Genomic DNA, 19,674 nt, shown 5'->3' on the forward strand with positions numbered 1-19,674 from the left:
CCCCATACTGGAACCGGCGCATCGGACACCACCTTCGGGGGCGGGTCCATTCGCGGGGCGCGAGGGATTGAAGCACGCGCGATTTCGCGCCCCAGGGATCGCGCCTCGCGGGCCAACGGGCGGGCGGACCTGAATTTCCGCTTCGCAGCCGCGTCGTGCGGGCCTGGGCGGGCGGTGTTCGCCAGCGCGCATGCTGTGAAGGAGCTGACCGCAGGGCGGCGCGCCCTCGCGCAAACACGTCAAGCGGAAACTTCGCGATGCCTTCGCGCGCCGGCCGCCGCGCCCCGCTCGCGCCAGCGCCTCGAGCAGAAACTTCGCGCCCGCCTCGCGCGCCGACCGCAGCACCCCGCCCAGGCGCCAGCGCTTCAGGCACAAGCTTCGCGCTGCCGAACGAGAGGGCGTGGGACTTCGCCGGGGGCCGCGGGTCCGATTTCTCGTGGGAAAGCATCCGTGCCCCAGCCGAGCGGGCCTGAAATCGAGACAAGCGGGCCGAAGCGGGCAAGGGACGTCGCGAGAAGCGAATACGATGCGCCTCAGCGAGTTGTTGACGCTGGGGCGCCTCGTGTCCATGGTGCCCGGTGGTCAGCGCAGGACGTGAGTGGACGGGCAGACCGTAGCCGACCGTAGCCACGATAGGCGAAGCGAGGTGCCTGTACATGGAGAAACTCAACTTGTCCCAGTTCGTCCGATTGGTCTTCGCTGCAGGCGTTGGGGTACTTGTACTCGCCCTGAGCTACCCTGCGAAGGTCGGAACCTGGCTCGTAGCACTTACCGCACCGGCCGCGACCTCGCTCGGGCTTGCTTCGGTCATTGCTGGCTTGGCGACATATGGGCTTCATCGCGGGATTCTGCATCCCTCGATCTTGAGAGTCATCCTCTGGGCCCTGGCTCGCGTGCACCGAGACATGAGCCGTTCAGGGATATGGAATCCGCTGTTTCCAACTGGAGTCGAGTTGGAGCTGATTCGCCGTCGATGGCGACACCCCGCTCCACCTGGGGCGGAGCGTTGGGCGTCTCAAACTCACGGGCTGTATTGCTCGGCATGGGCAATCGGTGTGGTGCTGCTGTTCTCCCCCCGCTACATGGGGCGTTTCGAGGTCGGGGGCTGGCAGCCTTGGGCCTTCGGGGCGATGTTGGTCGCAGCTGTGCTCGAAGACCTGCGGCTCTCGTACGCCGTCATTGCAGTTGAGTTGCAGCTGCCGGAAGTTGCCGACGGCTGCGGTCAGAGATAGTCGGGTACTTCTCTCGTCCATCGGCGGACGGTCGGGGTGATTGGGAGACGCGATTTCTGATGAAGACCACAGTTGCAGGAATGGCGACGATTGGAACGCTTGTCATGGGTCTACTCGTGAGCGCTGCATGCGACAGCAAGCAGGATGAAAGGTTGTCGGGCGATGCCGAACGCGAGCTTCGACTGAAGGCGACGTGCGCGGAAGCTGGCAAGAAGGCTCGAGCGGAGTGGATTGCTCAGTACCCAAGCGAGAGATTCTTAGACAGCCCAGAGTACGGGTATAGCAGAGCCCTCAAGACATGTCTTTACGCGGACGAGTACATCGACTTCGCGCCAGGCGAGAAGGTCCCATTGCTTGGCGCCATCGGCTCACGGCGCGACCGCTTCGTCCTGGACGTGTACTCGGGGAAGGTGGTCTTGGAGTACACAGAACATGATGGGAAGTCAATCCAGGAGAAGCCTGACGCGGTCCAGTGCCGGACCGAGAAGGAATTCGAGGAACGAAAGGCACGCTTGTTTGGGTCGGCAGGTCGTTAGCCCGCCCATGAAGACGGGTTGTCAAGCGTGACTTGTACAAGTCGAGACTTCATCTGACAGCGTCGGATGGGTTCGGTGCCCGCCGAGTCGTGGGAAACGCGATCAGAGCATCCGCTTCCCACCCCCCTGCCCCCCAGCACCCTCACCCCACCCGAAAGTCCCCCGGGAATACCCCCTCCAGCCCGGCGTACTCCCCTGCGAAGCCCCTTGCGAGAACGCACAACGCAACCCCAAGGAGAGACGCCATGAACGCCCGGCACACGCTGATCCCGAACCTGCGCGCCGCGCTCGAGATGTCCGCCGCGCGCGTCGCCTCCCTCCTCGTCGCCCTGGCGGCCGTCGCCTCGCTGGCCGGCGCCGCCGGCGCCACGTCGCGCTGGCAGCCGCAGGCGCGCCCCGACTTCTGGGCGGACGGAAACCTGGTGGACGTGCAGCTGCGCGTCGAAGGCGACGCGGCGCCGCTCTACCTGTCGCCGAAGGGAGACCGGCGGCTCTACTTCGAGGCGTTCGCCGGCCGCAACTATTCGGTCGTGCTCCGCAACAACACCGGCCGGCGCGTCGGTGTGCTGCTGACGGTGGACGGCCTGAACGTCGTGAACGGCGCGATCACGAAACTGTCGCCGTACGAGCCCATGTACGTGCTCGGTCCCTGGGAGTCGGCCACGATCCGCGGCTGGCGGACGTCGCTGAACGAGGTGCGTCGGTTCGTGTTCGTGAACGAGCAGCGTTCGTACGCCGAGCGGACGGGGCAGGCGAACAGCGACATGGGCTGGATCCGCGTTCTGGCCTTCCGCGAACAGCGGCCGGTCGCGATCTTCCGCTGGAACAGCGAACGCGGGCAGGAGTCCGAGCGTCCCTGGACGGGCGACGCGGACCGTCGCGACGAGCGCATGAAGGACGCGCCCGGGGCGGCTCCGCAGCCCAGCGCCGAGGCGCCTCGCGCCACGCTGCAGCGTCCCGAGGAAGGCTCGGCGCAGAAGCAGATGGCCGGGCTCGAGTCGCAGGAAGGCGGCAGCTCGTTCCCGGGAACGGGCTGGGGAGACCGCCGCACCGACCGCGTGCGCACGGTGGACTTCACGCCCGAGCGCTCGGCGACCGACCAGCTCGTGTTCCGCTACGAGTACGCCCGCGGCCTCGTCGCGCTGGGCATCTTCCCGGACCGCGACCGGCTGCGCGATCGCGACGGCGGCGGCATGATCGGCTTCGCGAAGCCGCCGCGCTGGTGACGACTCGCGGGTCCGCGAGTCCGAGTGATGCGGCCGCCCCGGCCCGAAGCCGGGGCGGCCGTTTTCTTGGCTTTCCCCGGGCGGGCCGCTCGGCTATTGCTTCGTCATGAGCGAGATCGGCCGCGTCGCCCCGCCCGTTTCCGCGCCCATGGCCGACGCGGTCCGCGCCCGCGCGCAGTGGGCGTGGTGCCTTTACGACTGGGCCAACTCGGCGTTCGCGACCAGCGTCGTCTCGGCGATCCTGCCGGTTTACTTCGCGGGCGTCGCGGCGCGGACCATGGCGCCGCACCAGGCGACCGCCCTGTGGGGCTACGCGAGCGCGGCCGCGCTGGCCGTCACCGCGGTGCTCTCGCCGATCGCCGGCGCGCTCGCCGACCAGACGCGCCGGCGCAAGCCCTGGCTGCTGGCGTGCGTGCTGCTCGGCGTCGCGGGCACGCTGGTGCTCGCGGCGATGCCGGGCCAGCCGTGGTGGGGACTGCTCACGGCCTTCGGCGTCGCGTTCATCGCCTTCGCGACCGGCAACGTGCTCTACGACTCGCTGCTGCCGGGCATCGCGCACGACGCCGAACTGCACGCGGTCTCGGCCCGCGGCTTCGCGCTCGGCTACCTGGGCGGCGGGCTGCTGCTCGCCGTGCACCTCGCGCTGGTGCTCGCGCCACGGCGATTCGGGCTTCCCGACGCGGGCGCCGCGACGCGCGTCGCGTTCGCGAGCGTGGCCGCCTGGTGGCTGGTCTTCTCGCTGCCGCTGTTTCGCGACGTGCCCGAGCCCGAGGGCGAGTCGCATGGCGTGCCCGCGGCGCGGCTCGCCGCCGCCACGCTGCGCCGGCTCGGCCGCACGCTCGCGCACATCGCCGAGCGGCGCGACCTGCTGCGCTTCCTGATCGCCTTCTGGCTCTACTCCGACGGCATCGGCACCATCATCAAGATGGCGACCATCTACGGCGCCGAGGTCGGCATCGGGCGCAGGGACCTGATCGGCGCGCTGCTCATGGTGCAGATCGTGGCGGCGCCGGCGTCGCTCGCGTTCGGCCGGCTCGCGCGGTCGCTGGGACCCAAGCTCGCGGTGCTGCTCGGGCTCGCGGGGTACTGCGGCATCAGCGTGTTCGCCTACTTCCTGCAGAAGCCCTGGCACTTCTGGGTGCTGGCGCTGCTCGTGGCGCTCTTCCAGGGCGGCACGCAGGCGCTGTCGCGATCCATGTTCGCCTCGCTGGTGCCGAAGCGGCAGGTCAGCGAGCTTTTCGGCTTCTACTCGGTCAGCGAGAAGCTGGCCGGCGTGGTCGGGCCCATCCTGTTCGCCATCGTCACGCAACTCACGGGCGGCGGCCGGCTGGCGACCCTCACGCTGCTGCCGCTGTTCCTGGGCGGCGCCTGGCTGCTGTGGCGCGTGGACCTCGAGCGCGGCGCGCGCGAGGCCGGGGCCGGCGACGCGGCCGGCTGAGGCGTCCGCGGACCGCGGTTCCGGCCAGCGGCCCGGTCCGCAACATTGTCTGTCGCGCCGGGGCGTAGAGCCGCTACTGTCCCCCGCGCCGAAGCCCACCGATTCCAACCTCCAGGAAGCGAGGTCCCGCATGACTGCCGCCCGCCTGCTGCTCGCCACCGGCCTGAGCCTCGCGCTCGCCGGCCCCCTGCCCGCGGCCGAGGAACATTCCGGCTTCATCGTGACGCTCGGGCGCGACACGACCGCGATCGAGCGCGTCGTGCGCTCCGCGGCCCGCCTCGAGGTCGAGCAGGTCTCGCGCGCCCCGCGCGTGCTCCGGCGGCACTACCTGTACGACCTCGACAAGCAGGGCCGCATCCAGGGCTTCACGATCCGCGTCACCTCGCCCGGCGCGGCGCCGGATGCGCAGCCGCTGCAGGAGATCCACGGCACGCGGACGCGCGATTCGGTGCTCACCGAAATCCGCTCGGGTGGAATCGTCCGGACGATGCGCGCGGCGGTGCCCGCGAGCGGCGTGCTGATCTCGGCCTCGAGCGTCTTTCCGACCTACGAGCAGGCGCTGATGGGCTTCGCCAGAGCGAAGCGCGACAGCCAGCGGACGATGATGTACTTCATCGGCGCCGGCGAACCCGGATGGATCCTCATGCAGCGCGAAGGCAGGGACTCGATGCAGGTTTCGACGTACCACGACGACGTCTTCCGCATGCACACCGATCGCATGGGGCGGCTGCTCGGCGCGAACCCGATCGCCGGAACGGCGAAGTTCGCGGCGGCGCGCGTCCCGGCGCTCGATCTCGAGGGCATCACCGCCGGCTGGCTCGCCGCGGAGAAGGCCGCGGGTGCGATGGGCCAGCTCTCGACGCGGGACACGGTGAACGCGACCGCCGGCGGCGCGGCGTTGTGGATCGATTACGGGCGGCCCGCAAAGCGCGGCCGCGTCCTGTTCGGCGGGCTCGTGCCCTACGGCGAGGTCTGGCGCACCGGCGCCAACGCCGCGACGCAGTTCCGCACGGACCGCACCCTCGACTTCGGCGGCCACAGCCTGCAGCCCGGCACCTACACGCTGTGGACGCTGCCCGGAGCCGACGGCTGGAAGCTGATCCTCAACTCGGAGACGGGCCAGTGGGGCACGGAGCACAAGGCGGCGAACGACCTGTTCTCGGTCCCCATGCAGCTGACGGCCCTGCCGGAGAGCGTCGAGCGCTTCACCGTCAGCGTCGAGCCCGGGACGGACGGCGGCGAGCTGCGCCTCGACTGGGGCACGACGCGCGCCGCGGCGCGCTTCACGGTCCCGGCGGCGACGGGGAACTGAGCGGCGCGCGTCCCGGCCCGCGGCACGCCCACCCGGGCGCGCCGCGGGCCCGCCGCCGTGCCGCGCTACCTCCGGGCCCTGGTCTTCCCGCGCGCAGGTCTTGCCCGGCCGCGCGCCTTCGCGGCCGGCCGCGGGCCCGCGATCGCGGCCTCGACTTCGCGCCACTCGCCGTCGGTCAGCTTCACCTCGAGCGCGCGCAGGTTCTGCTCGAGCTGCGTAGTGCTCGTCGCGCCGGTGATCGCGCTCGCGACCACGTCGTGCTTGAGCACCCAGGCGATCGCCACCGCCGCCGGCTCGAGGCCGCGCGCGGCGCACCACGCCCCGAGGCGCTCGGCCGCGGCGACGTTCTGGGGCGTCAGCGCGTTCTCGGACTCCAGGAAGTGCTTGAAGTCGCTGGTCGCGCGGCTGCCTTCGGGACGCGCGCCGCCGGCGTACTTGTTCGTCAGCACGCCCTGCGCGAGCGGCGAATAGACGATCATGCCGATGCCGTTGCGCCGGCAGTAGGCGACGTGCTCCTTCTCGACGTGGCGGTCCACGAGATTCCAGCGCGGCTGCGCGGAAATCATCCGCGTCCAGCGCTCGCGCTTCTGGATCGTGGCGACCTCGAGGGCGAGCTTCGGGTGGTGATCGAAGTTCGAGAAGCCGACGTAGCGCACCTTGCCCGTGCGCACGAGGTCCTCGAACGCTCGCAGCGACTCCTCGAGCGGAGTGTCCACGTCCGGGGCGTGGAACTGGTAGAGGTCGAGGTAGTCCAGCCGCAGGCGCCGCAGGCTCTGGTCGCAGGAATCGAAGATGTGCTTGCGCGAGAGGCCGCGACCGAGGGGCCCGTCCCACATCCGGCCCATGCACTTGGTCGCGACGACGATCTGCTCGCGCGGCAGGTCGCGGATCGCCTCGGCAAGCGCCATCTCGGCCCCACCCTTGACGTACACGTCGGCCGTGTCGAACAAATTGACGCCGGAGTCGAAGGCCTGACGCACGATCTGGACGGTGTCGTCGGTGCCCACGGACCCGCCGTAGGTCGTCCACGAACCCAGTGAGATCTCGGAAACCTTGAGGCCCGACCTGCCGAGGCTGCGGTAGTTCATGGTTGGCTCCGGGTGGTGGACGGCGCTGCCCGAACTTCGAGGGGGCAGACTAATGGACTTTCGGCGAATCGGCATCGGTCGCCCGACGGCGGCCCTTCGGCGCCCGAAGGCGCGCCGGGCGTCCGGCGAGGGTTCCGGGCGTCCGGCAAGGCAAAGAAGTCGTCACGTCGCGCGCGGCCCCCTTCCAACGCGGCGCGCACGCACGGTAGAGTTTTTCCCCATGCCTGTCCCGACCCCGACCCGCAGGTCCCGTTCGTGCCCGGCCGCGCTCGCGTTCGCGGCGATCGTGCTGCTCGGCGCCGCACCCGCGCCTGCCCAGACCGCGGGCGACACGGGCTGGCAGGCGCTGCTCGACCGTTACCTGCGCGCCGAACCGGCCGTGAAGGGTCAGCCCGCCGAAACGCGCTTCGACTACGAGCAGCTCTACGTGGACGAGGGCATCTGGCCGTCGAGGAGTTCCGCGCGCCTGAGCGCGATTCACCAGCGGATGTTCGCGGTCACTCCCTCGGCGCTCGAGCCGAAGGCGCGGATGGCGTGGGCGCTGAACGCCTACAACTTCCTCGTCGTCGAACGCGCCACGCTCCTGCTGCTCGTCCCGCGCCACAAGTTCCAGCGCTACGAGAGCGTCGCTCAGATGTCGTCGGGGGACGGCGGATTCTTCGAGGCCCAGGTGGCGCAGGTCGAGGGCCGCAGCTATTCGATCGGCCAGTTCGAACGCTGGTTCGTGTACGGCGACAGCACGCCGATGTACGAGCCGCGCCGCGTGGCCGGCGACCCGCGGCTGATGTTCGCGCTCTGCCGCGGCTCGGTCGGCGGGCCCTCGCTGCCCGCGCGCGCGTTCAAGCCCGAGTCGCTGGACGCGCAACTCGACCGCTGCACGCGGAACGCGCTCGAGTCCTCCCGCTTCGCCTCGCAGGACCCCGCCTCGAAGTCGCTGCTCGTGTCGGACTATCTCGGCGAGCGGCTCCTCGACTTCGGCGGCTCGCAGTCCGGGCTCGTCGGCTTCCTCGAGAAGCAGGGGCCTTCCGCGCTTCGATCGTTCCTCCGCCGCGAGAAGATCGCGCGCGTCGCGCGGTTCACGCGCGTGGACCCGGATCTGAACCAGGTGCCGCGGGCCAAACCGGCTCCGCCTGCGCCTCCGCCCGCCGCGAAGTCCTGAAGCGAACTTTTTCCCTCGACCCGGTTCTTCCCGGCGTGCGAGGATTCGCGCCCATGTCCCTCGCCACAGGTGCACGCCTCGATCGCTACGAAGTAGTCGGCCTGCTCGGCCAGGGCGCCATGGGAGAGGTCTATCGGGCGCGCGACGCCCGCCTCGGGCGCGACGTGGCGATCAAGGTGCTGCCCGCCGCCTTCGCCTCGGATCCCGAGAGGCTGCGCCGCTTCGACCAGGAGGCGCGCGCGGCCGGCGCCCTGAACCACCCGAACGTCGTCGCGATCTTCGACGTCGGCACGCACGAGGGCGCGCCGTTCGTGGTCAGCGAGCTGCTCGAGGGCCACACGATCCGCACCCGCCTCGCCGACGGCCCGCCGCCGCTGCGCAAGGCTCTCGACTACGCGGTGCAGATCGCGCAGGGTCTTGCCGCCGCGCACGCCAAGGGCATCGTCCACCGCGATCTCAAGCCCGAGAACCTGTTCGTCACCCACGACGGCCACGTCAAGATCCTCGACTTCGGGCTCGCCAAGCTGGTGCGCGACGAAAGCGGGTCCCGTGGCGCGCAGGCCGATTCGCTCGTCGCCACCGCCATGACCGAGATGGGCCGCGTGATGGGCACGGTCGGCTACATGGCGCCGGAGCAGGTGCGGGGCGAGGCCGCCGACCATCGCGCCGACATCTTCGCCCTCGGCTGCGTCCTCTTCGAACTGCTGACCGGCCGGCCGCCGTTCCATCGCGACTCCGCGGTCGAGAGCATGGCGGCGATCGTGCGCGACGACCTGCCGGCGCTCGATTCGGCCGTGGACTCGCGCGCGCCGGCCCTCGGCGTGCTGCTGCGCCGCTGCACCGAAAAGCTTCCGGGCGAGCGCTTCGAGTCCGCGCGCGACCTGGCCTGGGCGCTCGACGCCGTCGCGCGCGCGACGGGCCGCGGCGTGAAGGGCGGCGGCGCGGAAGACGGCGCCGCGGGCCACGAGGAGGAGATTTCCTACCAGCGGGTCACGTTCCGGCGCGGCGTCATCTGGTCGGCACGCTTCACGCCCGACGGACACTCGGTCGTCTACAGCGCGAGCTGGGAGGGCAAGCCGCTCGAGCTCTTCTGGGCGCATCTCGGAAATCCGGAGGCGCGTTCGCTCGGCTTCCAGGACGGCGACCTGCTGAGCGTTTCGGCGACCAACGAGATGGCCGTCGTCCTGCGCACCGAGTTCTACACCTCGTTCGACCGGCGCGGCACGCTCGCGCGGGTGCCTTCGATGGGTGGCGCGCCGCGCGAACTGCTGAACGACGTGCACTCCGCCGACTGGGCGCCCGACGGGCAGCAGCTGGCGATCGTGCGCAGCCGGCAGGGCATGACGCGGCTCGAGTTCCCGACGGGCAACGTGCTTTACCAGACGGTCGGCTGGATCGGGCACATGCGCCTGTCGCCCGACGGCCAGCTCATCGGCTTCTCCGATCACCCTTCCCGGGGCAACGACTCGGGAGCCATCTCGGTCGTGAACCGCCGCGGCGAACGCCGGGTTCTCTCGGAAGGCTGGGGCACGGTGCGCGGGCTCGCCTGGTCGCCGGACGGCCGCGAAGTGTGGTTCACGGCCGACCGCCACGGCGCGGCCCGGGGCCTGTACGCCGTTTCGCTCGACGGCCGGGTCCGCCACATGCTGCAGCTGGCGAGCAACCTGACGCTGCACGACGTCGCGCGCGACGGCCGGCTGCTGGTCGGCCACGGAACCGAGCGCGCGGGCATCAACATCATGCCGCCCGGCGAGTCGCGGGAGCGCGACCTGTCGTGGCTCGACTGGTCGCTCCTGCAGGACGTCTCGGCCGACGGCTCGATGATCCTGTTCGACGAGAGCGCCGAAGGCGGCGGCGAGACCGGCTCGGTCTACCTGCGGCCCAGCGACGGTTCGCCCGCGGTGCGGCTCGGCGAGGGAACCGGACGCTCGATTTCGCCGGACGGACAGTGGGCCGTGTGCGGGCTGCCCATGACCAGCGGGCATGGCGGCATGTACATCCTGCCCACCGGCGTCGGCGAACCGAGGCAGATTCCGACCGGCTCGCTTTACTGCCACCAGGCCCAGTGGCTGCCCGACAACCGCCAGCTCGTCGTCTCGGGACACGAGCCGGGCAAGGGCATCCGCCTCTATCGCCTCGACAGCGTCACCGGTGAAGCCCATGCGTTCACGCCCGAGGGAATGGACTACCTCGAAATGCGCCTGCTGCCGAATGGCCGGGAAGTGTCCGCGCTCGGCGCCGACCAGGACCACTGGATCTACCCGATCGACGGCGGGGACCCGCGCCCGCTGCAGGGACTCGACCGGTCCGACCGCGTGGTCTGCTGGATGGCGGACCAGTCGGTGATCGTCTACCGCATGAACGAGCTTCCCGCGCGCCTCTATCGCGTGGACCCGGCCTCCGGCGAGCGCAAGGTCTGGCGCGAGATCGTCCCGCCGGATCCGACCGGCATCTTCCGCATCGGCCGCGTGCGCACCAACGCCGACGCCTCGGCCTACGGCTACGTGTACTACATGCACCTCGTGGACCTGCACGTCCTCTCGGGTGTGCGCTAACAGGCTGCTGAAAAAGGGTGCACTTCGTCCAGGCGACCCGGCAGGTTGCGGAGCATCCAGCAAGGAGACCGCGACCCATGATGGGCACCTCGAACCACCAGAGGGCGATGTTCCACCACACCTCCGTGGACCCGCTGGTGCCGGCCGACGACCCGCTGCGGGCGATCGAATCGGTGATCGACTGGGAGGTCATCCGCGAGCGGATGGCGCCGTTCTACAGCCGTTGGGGCGGTCGTCGATCCCACCCGAGCAGCGCTTGAAGGCGATGCTGATCGGCTGCCTGTTCGGGATCACGTCGGAGCAGCGGTTGATACGCGAGATCCAGGTGAACCTGTCGTACCGGCGATTCCTGGGGCTGGACCTGGAGTCGGAGGTGTGGCACGCGACGACGTTCACGAAGAACCGCAACCAGCGGTTCAAGGAGAGCGAGATCTTCCGCTGGCTGTTTGACCACGCCGTGGCCGGGGCGGTGACGAAGGGGTTGGTGACCGGCCACCACATCAGCCAGGACGGCACGCTGGTGCGGGCGAACTGCAGCTTCAAGAGCATCGAGCCGATCACGGTGACGCGGTCGCCGAAGCAATACCGCAAGCATGTGGCGAAGGAGAACCCGGACACGGCTGAACCCGCGCCGGCGGAAGCACCCGCCGATCGCACGAGCCCGCCGACTGCGGGTGCGGGTGATGGCGGCCGCAACCCGTCGCAACGTGAGGCCGGGACGATGAAGCCAGCGCAGCAGAATCGAAACGAGTGCCACCCTCGCAGAGCCCACCCAGCCGGGGCTGTCCGCCCACGAGCGGACCGCTCTCCACTGCTCTCCACTGCTCGTCACTGAGCATCGATGGCCCTCCCGGATCCTGGATCCGAGGGGCACCTTCGACCATCACCTCGCCTGCTGCCATCGCTCCTCCCTCCTGGGCTCGCGCCCCATGAGAGGGGGGATTTTTCATGCCCGTAAGGGGGGATTCTTCACGCCCGGTGACAGGCTACGCGGGACAGTGTGATTCGGACGACGGCAGGAGGGCCTACGGGAGTGATCCGCTACCCGACACTGGAGCATTCGGGCTCGCTCAAAGCGAGCTGATCGAGGACCTCGGCTCCTTCGACCTCGGCACGAAACGCGGCCGGGGTTCGCTGCCCAAGTTCCCGTGGGGACGGAATCGCTGCCAAGCCTAGAAGTGGTCTCACAAACACCTGCGCAGAAGGATGACGATTCAGCCGAGCAGCACGAACCCGAGGTAGTTGAGGACGTTGCGATCATGCCGCGTCAGGATGCGACGGAAGTTCTGCAACCAAGCGAACAGGCGCTCGACCTTCCAGCGTCGCTTGTATCGGCGCAGCGGGTGGCCGTCCTGGGTTTTGACCTTCCGGTTGCTGCGGTTCGGTGCGATCAACTCGATGCCTTCTTCGGCGAGGTCCTCCGCGAGCGCGTCGCTGTCGTAGGCTTTGTCACCGATGAGCCAATGCGGCGCGTCGGGGAGGAAGCCGGCATCGAGGATCGACTTCACCAGCGTGACCTCAGCTGGCGAAGCACTGGCCACGTCGATCGCGACAGGAAGACCAGAGCGGTCTGCCACTGCCATGATCTTCGAACCTTTGCCCCGTTTAGTGGGGCCCACGCAAAGCTCCCTTTTTTCGCCACCACCTAAGGTGGCGTCGACGAAGCACTCCGTGAGGTCGAGCTTGCCGCGACTTCGCAGATCTTCCGCCAGTGCTGTGAGGATGCGGTTGAAGACGCCCGTGCGCGACCTCTCCTGGTGCCGTCGGTGGCAAGTCGCGAGGGACGGATACCGGTCGGGCACGTCGCGCCAGCGCGCCCCTGTGCGGAGGATCCAGAGGATCCCGTTCAACACCTGCCGGACATCGCACCACGGGCGTCCGCGCCCATCGGCGCGAACCTTCGGCTTCGGAATCAACGGTTCGACGAGCGTCCACTGTTCGTCGGTCAGGTCCATCGCGTCCTCCCCGGCGCCATCCATGACGCCCTCGAGGAACAGCTTACGCCAACTCAGGCATTTGCGAGACCACTTCTCGGGAAACAAGCGCGCTTGCTTTGGAGCGTTGGAGAGTGTCAGCCTCATCCCATGGAATCTCCCACAAACGACACGATGGACGGTGAACTGAACCCGCAACGCCGCGCTCGCGTCGACACCGCGAGGGACGGCTGGATCAACTTGCTCATAGACAAGTCGCGCCGAAACAATCTTCTGTACTACCGCGACCTCAAGGCAGGCACGCTCGACCTCACCGGCGCCGACCCGAGCGCGATGGAGCGACTCCTCAAGGAAGAGGCGGTGCCGCTGAGCAAGCTGCTGCCCAGGGGCGTCGAGCTTAAGTCCGCCGAAGCCAAGCTCACCGACGTGCGTGCCCGCGCTCTCATGAACTCTGAGGAACGAGGCATCGAGACTTTGTTCATGGCCATGGGCATGGCTGCTTGGGAGTCGACGGACGGAGATCGCCCACCTGAAGCGGCGATCGTGCTTGTGCCCCTCAAGGTGGAGGCCCGTGGTCGAGGTGGGCAGGGATTCGCTCTCAAGCGGTCTGGCGACATTCAGGCGAACTTGGTGCTGCTCCACGTGCTCGAAGCCGAGTTCGGAGTTCAAGTCGCACCGGAAGCGGTCCTCTCGGCGCTGCAGGGTGACGACGAAGGCGAGGTGTTTGACCTCACCCCTGTGAACGACCTGCTGAGCCGGGCAGCTCATGAGGTGAAGGGTTTCACGACCTCCGAGCGCATCGTCATTGGAAACTTCGCCTTTCAGAAGACGGCGATGGTAAGGGATCTGCGCGATTCCGCCGAACTCATGGCTCAGCACGATTTGATCGCTGCAATCTCTGGTGATCCTGGAGCAGAGAGATCCGTGCGAGATCGCCGAGTCACAGCGGATCCCGAAGACATTGATCGGACCCCGCCCGACAACGAGTTTCTTTTTCTCGATGCCGACTCTAGCCAACAGCAGGTCATTCGCAACGTGCTCGCGCTGCAGGACGGCACGATTCAGGGGCCGCCAGGGACAGGCAAGAGCCAGACGATCGCGAATCTCATCGCGGAGTTCGCGGCACGTGGTCGGCGGGTGCTCTTCGTGGCCGAAAAGCGGGCTGCGCTTGAGGTAGTGATGGAGCGCTTGAAAGAGAGAGGGCTCGACCACCTGGCTCTAGACCTCCACGGCTCCGCGATCTCACGCCGCGACGTGATGGTGAAGCTTGAGACTTCGCTCGGCCGAGTTGGTGCAGTTCCCCCTGTGGAGGCTGCCAAGATCCACGACCGGTACTTGGAGCGACGGAAGAAGCTAGTGTCACACCTGCGTCGAATGTATTTGGTGTGCATTCCGACCGGACGGACTGTCTTCGACGTTCAGGGTCGACTGCTTCTCTTAGGTCCCGAGTCCCTGACACGGACCCGATGGCGCGGGGAGGCGCTGAGCCAACTCGATCCGCGCAAGATTGAAGATGCCAGCAACGCGCTCGCTGAGTTGGGGGAATTCCGCGGGCTATTCCTGCGCTGCGCCGACTCTGCGTGGACCGGCGCAGAGCTCGCCGACGGCCCGGCGGTGCGCAAGGCCCTAGCACTCGCTCAAGAGCTCGCGATGATCTGGCCGAAGTGGGTGGGCGAGCAGATGGTCATGTTTGCGAAGGCGGGACTGGCCCAACCACATTCAATCGGGCAGATGCGTGAAACGTTCACTTTGATCCAGCAGTTGCAGCTCGCGTTTGCATTCTATCGACCTGCGCTCTTCACGGAACCTGATCTCGGTGCACTCGTGGCCGATCTGGCGCCTGCTGGGCTGCCTGCGCTTCGGCGCATTTGGGCCTTCGTCACGAACGCCAACTACCGCAAGGCTCTCCGAAGTGCCCGGCTCTACCGCCTGCAGCCGAAGGCCCCGGCGCCCGAAGTCCGCGAGGAGCTGCAGCAAGCACTCGAACTGAGCCGGCGTTGGGTGCCGCTCACGCGGGAGCGGACGGCCCCTAGGCCAGTGCCTGAGTTTGCTGAGGTTAGCAGCGCGTGGGAATCGGTCGAGCGCGGACTTCACGACCTCATGACGATGCTCCGTCGGGAAGACCTGGAGCAGTTCGATCTCGGAAGATTGTCGGACTTCGTCGTTCGACTTGCTGGCGACCGTTCAACTCCGCCACTCCTGCCTAGGCTGCACACGCTTGAATGCGCCCTGAGTGACCTCGGCGTCACCGAACTTGTGAGTGAGTTCCGAGCAAAGCTCCCTTCCGCCGAAGAGCTCATTCCGTGGCTGGAACACGCGTGGCTGTCATCCGCGCTCGAGAACTCCATGGACAATGACGTCGAGCTTGCTGGGTTTCGAGGGCGGGCTCATGACAAGGTGGTGGACGAGTTCCGGAAGCTGGACAAGGAACGCATTGACCTCGCTGCAAGCCGGGTAAGGCGCATGCATGCGGAGCATGCCGTGAGGGTGATGAACGACTACCCGAACGAGACGGTCGCCGTTCGGCGGGAGAGCCGGAAGGTTCGAGGGCTTTCGGTCCGGCGATTGCTCTCTGATGCGCCCAATGTCATGACTGCGCTGCGGCCCTGTTGGATGGCGAGCCCGCTGTCAGTGAGCCACCTGCTGCCAATCGACCGAAAGCTCTTCGACATCGTTCTCTTCGACGAAGCAAGCCAGGTGCTTCCACAGGATGCGGTGCCCGCCCTGCTCCGCGCCGAGCGCGCGGTCGTCGCGGGCGATCGCCAGCAGCTTCCCCCAACGAAATTCTTCCTTGCTGAAGAGGAGCTCGACGTTGACCCGGATGCGGAGACTCCAACAAAGGGCTTCGAGAGCATCCTTGACGTGATGTCTGGTCTCTTCGAGCCCTGGTCGCTCGATTGGCACTATCGCAGCAAGGATGAAGCTCTCATTGCTTTCTCGAACCGACACATCTACGCGAATCGCCTTGTTACCTTCCCCGGTCCAGGCAAGCATCGAGCGATCGAGCATCACCTCGTCAAACAGAGTCAGGGTGACGGGCAGGAGGACAGTGTTTCCGCTGAGGTGATGAAGGTCGTCGAGTTGGTCCTCCAGCACGCTATCGAGCGACCACTTGAAACTCTCGGCGTCATCACGCTTGGCATCAAGCACCAGCAGCGAATCGAACGAGCCATAGAAGAGGCCCGGCGCGACAGACCCGAGCTTGATGACTTCTTCGGTGAAGGGCGGCGAGAGCGGTTCTTCGTGAAGAACCTCGAGCGTGTCCAGGGCGATGAACGTGACACAATCATTCTCTCCGTTGGCTACGGAAAAGACCGATCAGGCAAGCTCCCGTACCGCTTCGGTCCAATACTTTCGGAAGGGGGCGAACGGCGGCTGAATGTGGCGACGACTCGTGCACGCCATCGAGTCACCGTCGTGTCCTCATTCAGCCACAGCGATATGGATGCGGCGCGATCGGCAGCCAAGGGCGTCGCATTCTTGCGACTGTACCTGCAGTTCGCGGCCAGTGGCGGAGAGAACCTGGGGGATGCGCAGGGACCTGAAGTGCCGCTCAACGATTTCGAGCAGGGCATCCACGACGCGCTGGCCTCGCGCGGGGTTCGCCTGCTGAAGCAATGGGGTGCATCACGCTACCGTATCGATCTGGTGGCTCAGCATCCCCGGCGAGTCGGAAGACATGTACTTGCGATCGAGTGCGATGGCGCCAGCTACCACTCAGCGCAAAGCGCCCGAGATCGTGACAGACTTCGCCAGCAGCATCTGGAGGCGTTGGGCTGGAAGTTTCATCGCATCTGGTCGACCGACTGGTTCATGAACCGTCAGGACGAACTCGACCGCGCCATTGCTGCCTATGAGGAAGCTGTAAGGGCAGCAGACCGTGCCGATTCCGGGGAGTCGCCCGCCTGCCCTAGACCCCGCTCGGCGAACGCCGAGCGCGAACCAGCAGCTCCCAGGCGGGACCGAAAGCCGTCGATTCCGAAGCGGAATACGATCGATGCATACAGCGAGGACGAGCTGTTGCGGCTGGTCCGGTGGATCTCCTCCGACGGGTTGCTGCGGACGGACGACCAGATTGCCGACGAGATGATCGAGGCGCTCGGGTTCGTGCGCCGAGGAGCGAAGATCATGGCGAGGATCGCTGATGCGATCGCGAGGTTTCGAGGTGCTTGAGGGAGTGTCGAGTCGAGGGACCAGGTAGGCGCCGGTCAACTAACAGGCTGCTGAAAAAGGGTGCACTGCGGTGAGGTGACCGGGTAGGTGGCGGAACATCCAGGAAGGAGACCGCGACCCATGATGGGCACCTCGATCACTCTGACCGCGATGTTCCACTACACGAGCGTGGACCAGCTGGTCCCAGCCGACGATCCGCTGCGCGCGATCGAGTCGGTGATCGACTGGGAAGTCATCCGAGAACGGATGGCGCCGTTCTACAGCCCGCTAGGGCGGTCGTCGATCCCGCCGGAGCAACTGCTCAAGGCGATGCTGATCGGCTACCTCTTCGGGATCACGTCGGAGCGGCGGCTAATGCGGGAGCTCCAGGTGAACCAGTCGTATCGGCGGTTCCTGGACCTGGAGTCGGAGGTGTGGCACCCGACGACGTTCACCAAGAACCGCAACCAGCGGTTCAAGGAGCGCGAGATCTTCCGCTGGCTGTTCGACCACGTCGTGGCCGGGTCGGTCGCGAAGGGCCTGGTGACCGGGCACCACGTCAGCCAGGACGGCACGCTGGTGCGGGCGAACTGCAGCTTCAAGAGCATCGAGCCGATCGCCGTTACGCAGTCGCCGCAGCAGTACCGCGAGCGGGTGGCGACGGAGAACCCGGACGCAGGCGAGGCCGAGCCGACGCCCCCGGTGGACCTCACGCCCCGCGGCGGCGCGCCGGGTGCGGATCGCAACCCGGAGGTGAACTTTCGGGGCGAGCAACGCCGCAACGCGACGCACCGCTCGAAGACCGATCCGGATGCGCGGCTGGCGCGGCGCAGCGACGGACAAGGCGCCTACCCGGGCTACCATGTGCACTACGCGATGGACAACAAGACGCGCTTCACGCTGGACGTGGTCACCACGCGCGCAGACGGACGACCGGAACCGGAAGCGGGACGCACCATGCTGACGCGGCTCAAGCGACGCCACGGCCTGACCCCGCGGACGCTCGGCGCCGACAAGGGTTACTTCGTCGCCGCGTTTCTCGACAGTCTGCGGCGGCGCGGGATCAAGCCGCACGTCGCCTGTCCGGCGGTGGCGATCAAGAAGAAGGCAGTGGCCCTGCGCGAGTGGGCGAAACGCAAGACCCGCGGCCAGGGCTATGCCCTCTCGCAGCGCTTTCGCAAACGCATCGAGGAACTGTTCGGTGAGGCGAAGGACTTCATGGGGTTGAGACGAATGCGGCTGCGAACGCTGCAACGTGTGCACGAGCAACCGCTGCTGACGGCGTTGGCGCAGAACCTGAAACGGCTGGTCCGGCTCACCGCGCCGGCGGCAACGTAGCCGAGCATAAGGAGCGGACCGCATAAGGATCGCCCACAGCGAACGGTGAAGCGGCCACGGCCCCGCGTCCTCGGCCGAACCCATAAGCCCGACATGATCGCCACGGAAGAAGTGCTCATCGATACTTTTTCAGCAGCCTGTTAGAGTAGCCGCGTCGGCATTCGCCCGAATCGCGACGTTCCGCGCTTCATCCACAAGACCGGGCCCTGCCGTCGGTGGGCCGCCGCGTGAACCCGTCCATTCCGCCGAGAGGTAGCCCCTTGTCCTTCAGCCGAGAGCAAATCGACGCCATCCTGGCGCGCGAAGCGGATCACGATTGCGCCGGGATCGGCGAGAACCATGTCTGCGTGAAGATCGTCGCCATCGCCGAGCTTCCCACCCGCTTCGGCCGCTTCCAGGTGGCCGGTTTCTGGAACAACCGCGACGGCAAGGATCACATCGCCATCCTCAAGGGCGACCCGACGGGTCGTGAGGACGTGCCCGTCCGCGTCCACTCGGAGTGCCTCACCGGCGACGCGATCGGCTCGCTGCGCTGCGACTGCCGCGACCAGCTCGAGGCGGGACTGCGGGCCATCGCGGCGCAGGAATGCGGCATGGTGCTCTATCTGCGCCAGGAAGGTCGCGGCATCGGCCTGACGAACAAGATGCGCGCCTACGCGCTCCAGGACCGCGGCCTCGACACCGTCGAGGCGAACCTGGCGCTCGGTTTTCGCGACGACGAGCGCGAATACTCGATCGCGGCGCACATGCTGTTCAGCCTGCGCGTCCGGTCCATCCGGCTGATGACCAACAATCCGCGCAAGGTGGACGACCTCAAGCGGCTCGGCGTCCAGGTGAGCGGCCGGTTGCCGCACGTGATTCCGCCCAACGATTACAACCGTCACTACCTCGAGACCAAGCGCGACCGCTCCGGCCACCTGCTGGGCGCGCTCGAATGCGTGCGGCTGGCCGAGCAGGGCGAACCCGTGCAGGTGGAAGGCGCCGCGCTCGACTGACGCAGCGGGACGCGGTCGCGCCCCGGCGACCCGCCACGGGCGCGGGGCTCTCAGGCCGGCCGCCGCCCCGGCACGCGCGAGACGAGTTCCGCGAGCAGCCGCGCCAGGTGCTCGCGCGTCGGCTCGTCGGTGAGCCGGCCCTCGGCGTCCACCTTCTGCTCCGCGTGCGAGACGTGCACCTGCGGGTTCTCGACGACGCGCGCATCGAGGCAGGCGAGGATCGGCCGCAGCGCGAGCTGCGCGCGCACGGTCCCGAAGCCGCCGTTGGACGCACCGGCGATCGCCACCGGCTTGCCCTTCCAGGGCTGGCTCGGCCGGCGGCTCGTCCAGTCAATGAAGTTCTTGAGCACGCCCGGGACGCTGTGGTTGTACTCGGGCGTGGCGATGAAGATCGCGTCGGCCTCGGCGATCCGGCGCTTGAACTCCTGCACGATCTCGGGCGGCCCGGCCGCGTTCACGTCTTCGTCGTACACCGGCACGCCGCGCAGGTCGGCGACCTCGACGCTCGAGCCCGCCGGAGCGAGCTCGGCGGCGGCGTGCGTGAGGGCGCGGTTGAAGGAAAGCCGGCGCAGGCTGCCGGAAATGGCGAGGATCTTCAGCGGCGTCATTGCGCGAGTCTCCCGATCGAAGGAATCCAGCGAGGTGGCCGGCGGGTTCGATGCCCGGCGCCGGGCCGGGATTCGGTGCGGGCTCCCCGCACCCGGCGGAG

14 protein-coding genes are annotated in these 19,674 nt (G+C 67.8%); 11 read left to right on the plus strand and 3 right to left on the minus strand.

The window, feature by feature from the left end; translation table 11 throughout:
• Window positions 1-1,291: 1,291 nt before the first annotated feature.
• The 4 genes from IT347_07930 (at window position 1,292) to IT347_07945 (ending at window position 5,744) form a co-directional block, all read left to right on the plus strand.
• Window positions 1,292-1,768 (plus strand): hypothetical protein, encoded by a 477-nt coding sequence (locus IT347_07930; protein ID MCC6349503.1) that lies wholly within the window; start codon window positions 1,292-1,294, stop codon window positions 1,766-1,768.
• 245 nt (window positions 1,769-2,013) lie between these two features.
• The gene (locus tag IT347_07935) at window positions 2,014-2,994 is read left to right on the plus strand and encodes a hypothetical protein (GenBank protein MCC6349504.1); all 981 of its coding nucleotides are present in this window, start codon (window positions 2,014-2,016) and stop codon (window positions 2,992-2,994) included.
• 148 nt (window positions 2,995-3,142) lie between these two features.
• Entirely contained in the window at window positions 3,143-4,432 is a 1,290-nt protein-coding gene (locus IT347_07940; protein ID MCC6349505.1) for an MFS transporter, read from the plus strand.
• Window positions 4,433-5,276: 844 nt separating this feature from the next.
• Window positions 5,277-5,744: a DUF2911 domain-containing protein gene (locus tag IT347_07945; protein MCC6349506.1), complete on the plus strand. Its 468-nt coding sequence runs from the start codon at window positions 5,277-5,279 to the stop codon at window positions 5,742-5,744.
• A gap of 65 nt (window positions 5,745-5,809) precedes the next feature.
• Here IT347_07945 and IT347_07950 read toward each other — a convergent pair whose 3' ends face one another.
• The gene (locus IT347_07950; protein MCC6349507.1) at window positions 5,810-6,832 is read right to left on the minus strand and encodes an aldo/keto reductase; all 1,023 of its coding nucleotides are present in this window, start codon (window positions 6,830-6,832) and stop codon (window positions 5,810-5,812) included.
• A gap of 220 nt (window positions 6,833-7,052) precedes the next feature.
• Here IT347_07950 and IT347_07955 point away from each other — a divergent pair, with 220 nt between their 5' ends.
• The 4 genes from IT347_07955 (at window position 7,053) to IT347_07970 (ending at window position 11,381) form a co-directional block, all read left to right on the plus strand.
• Window positions 7,053-7,991, plus strand: coding sequence for a DUF547 domain-containing protein (locus IT347_07955; GenBank protein ID MCC6349508.1), 939 nt, complete (start codon window positions 7,053-7,055; stop codon window positions 7,989-7,991).
• Between the two features lie 53 nt (window positions 7,992-8,044).
• Window positions 8,045-10,546 (plus strand): serine/threonine-protein kinase, encoded by a 2,502-nt coding sequence (locus tag IT347_07960; protein ID MCC6349509.1) that lies wholly within the window; start codon window positions 8,045-8,047, stop codon window positions 10,544-10,546.
• A gap of 77 nt (window positions 10,547-10,623) precedes the next feature.
• On the plus strand, window positions 10,624-10,806 hold the full coding sequence (locus tag IT347_07965) for a hypothetical protein (GenBank protein MCC6349510.1): 183 nt from the start codon (window positions 10,624-10,626) through the stop codon (window positions 10,804-10,806).
• A complete protein-coding gene (locus IT347_07970; protein MCC6349511.1) occupies window positions 10,803-11,381 on the plus strand; it encodes a transposase in 579 nt (192 codons plus the stop codon). Before IT347_07965 ends, IT347_07970 begins: the two co-directional genes overlap by 4 nt.
• Window positions 11,382-11,760: 379 nt before the next feature.
• On the opposite strand, the gene IT347_07975 is transcribed toward IT347_07970, so the two are convergent.
• Window positions 11,761-12,501, minus strand: a complete 741-nt coding sequence (locus IT347_07975; GenBank protein ID MCC6349512.1) for an IS5 family transposase — start codon at window positions 12,499-12,501, stop codon at window positions 11,761-11,763.
• A gap of 153 nt (window positions 12,502-12,654) precedes the next feature.
• Here IT347_07975 and IT347_07980 point away from each other — a divergent pair, with 153 nt between their 5' ends.
• The 3 genes from IT347_07980 (at window position 12,655) to ribA (ending at window position 18,965) form a co-directional block, all read left to right on the plus strand.
• On the plus strand, window positions 12,655-16,653 hold the full coding sequence (locus IT347_07980; protein MCC6349513.1) for a DUF4011 domain-containing protein: 3,999 nt from the start codon (window positions 12,655-12,657) through the stop codon (window positions 16,651-16,653).
• Window positions 16,654-16,773: 120 nt separating this feature from the next.
• Window positions 16,774-17,970, plus strand: a complete 1,197-nt coding sequence (locus tag IT347_07985) for an IS5 family transposase (GenBank protein MCC6349514.1) — start codon at window positions 16,774-16,776, stop codon at window positions 17,968-17,970.
• Window positions 17,971-18,317: 347 nt separating this feature from the next.
• Window positions 18,318-18,965 (plus strand): GTP cyclohydrolase II, encoded by a 648-nt coding sequence (ribA, locus tag IT347_07990; GenBank protein MCC6349515.1) that lies wholly within the window; start codon window positions 18,318-18,320, stop codon window positions 18,963-18,965.
• 50 nt (window positions 18,966-19,015) lie between these two features.
• Here ribA and IT347_07995 read toward each other — a convergent pair whose 3' ends face one another.
• Window positions 19,016-19,573: an NAD(P)H-dependent oxidoreductase gene (locus tag IT347_07995; GenBank protein MCC6349516.1), complete on the minus strand. Its 558-nt coding sequence runs from the start codon at window positions 19,571-19,573 to the stop codon at window positions 19,016-19,018.
• Between the last annotated feature and the right edge of the window lie 101 nt (window positions 19,574-19,674).

The organism is Candidatus Eisenbacteria bacterium, from assembly GCA_020847735.1.
Lineage (GTDB): Bacteria > Eisenbacteria > RBG-16-71-46 > RBG-16-71-46 > RBG-16-71-46 > CAIXRL01.

What these genes read in the sequence shown, in the direction of transcription:
- IT347_07930 (MCC6349503.1), top strand. Translation starts at nt 1,292, where the DNA reads ATGAAGACCACAGTTGCAGGAATGGCGACGATTGGAACGCTTGTCATG.
- IT347_07935 (MCC6349504.1), top strand. Translation starts at nt 2,014, where the DNA reads ATGAACGCCCGGCACACGCTGATCCCGAACCTGCGCGCCGCGCTCGAG.
- IT347_07940 (MCC6349505.1), top strand. Translation starts at nt 3,143, where the DNA reads ATGGCCGACGCGGTCCGCGCCCGCGCGCAGTGGGCGTGGTGCCTTTAC.
- IT347_07945 (MCC6349506.1), top strand. Translation starts at nt 5,277, where the DNA reads ATGGGCCAGCTCTCGACGCGGGACACGGTGAACGCGACCGCCGGCGGC.
- IT347_07950 (MCC6349507.1), bottom strand. Translation starts at nt 6,832, where the DNA reads ATGAACTACCGCAGCCTCGGCAGGTCGGGCCTCAAGGTTTCCGAGATC.
- IT347_07955 (MCC6349508.1), top strand. Translation starts at nt 7,053, where the DNA reads ATGCCTGTCCCGACCCCGACCCGCAGGTCCCGTTCGTGCCCGGCCGCG.
- IT347_07960 (MCC6349509.1), top strand. Translation starts at nt 8,045, where the DNA reads ATGTCCCTCGCCACAGGTGCACGCCTCGATCGCTACGAAGTAGTCGGC.
- IT347_07965 (MCC6349510.1), top strand. Translation starts at nt 10,624, where the DNA reads ATGATGGGCACCTCGAACCACCAGAGGGCGATGTTCCACCACACCTCC.
- IT347_07975 (MCC6349512.1), bottom strand. Translation starts at nt 12,501, where the DNA reads ATGGACCTGACCGACGAACAGTGGACGCTCGTCGAACCGTTGATTCCG.
- IT347_07980 (MCC6349513.1), top strand. Translation starts at nt 12,655, where the DNA reads ATGGACGGTGAACTGAACCCGCAACGCCGCGCTCGCGTCGACACCGCG.
- IT347_07985 (MCC6349514.1), top strand. Translation starts at nt 16,774, where the DNA reads ATGATGGGCACCTCGATCACTCTGACCGCGATGTTCCACTACACGAGC.
- IT347_07995 (MCC6349516.1), bottom strand. Translation starts at nt 19,573, where the DNA reads ATGACGCCGCTGAAGATCCTCGCCATTTCCGGCAGCCTGCGCCGGCTT.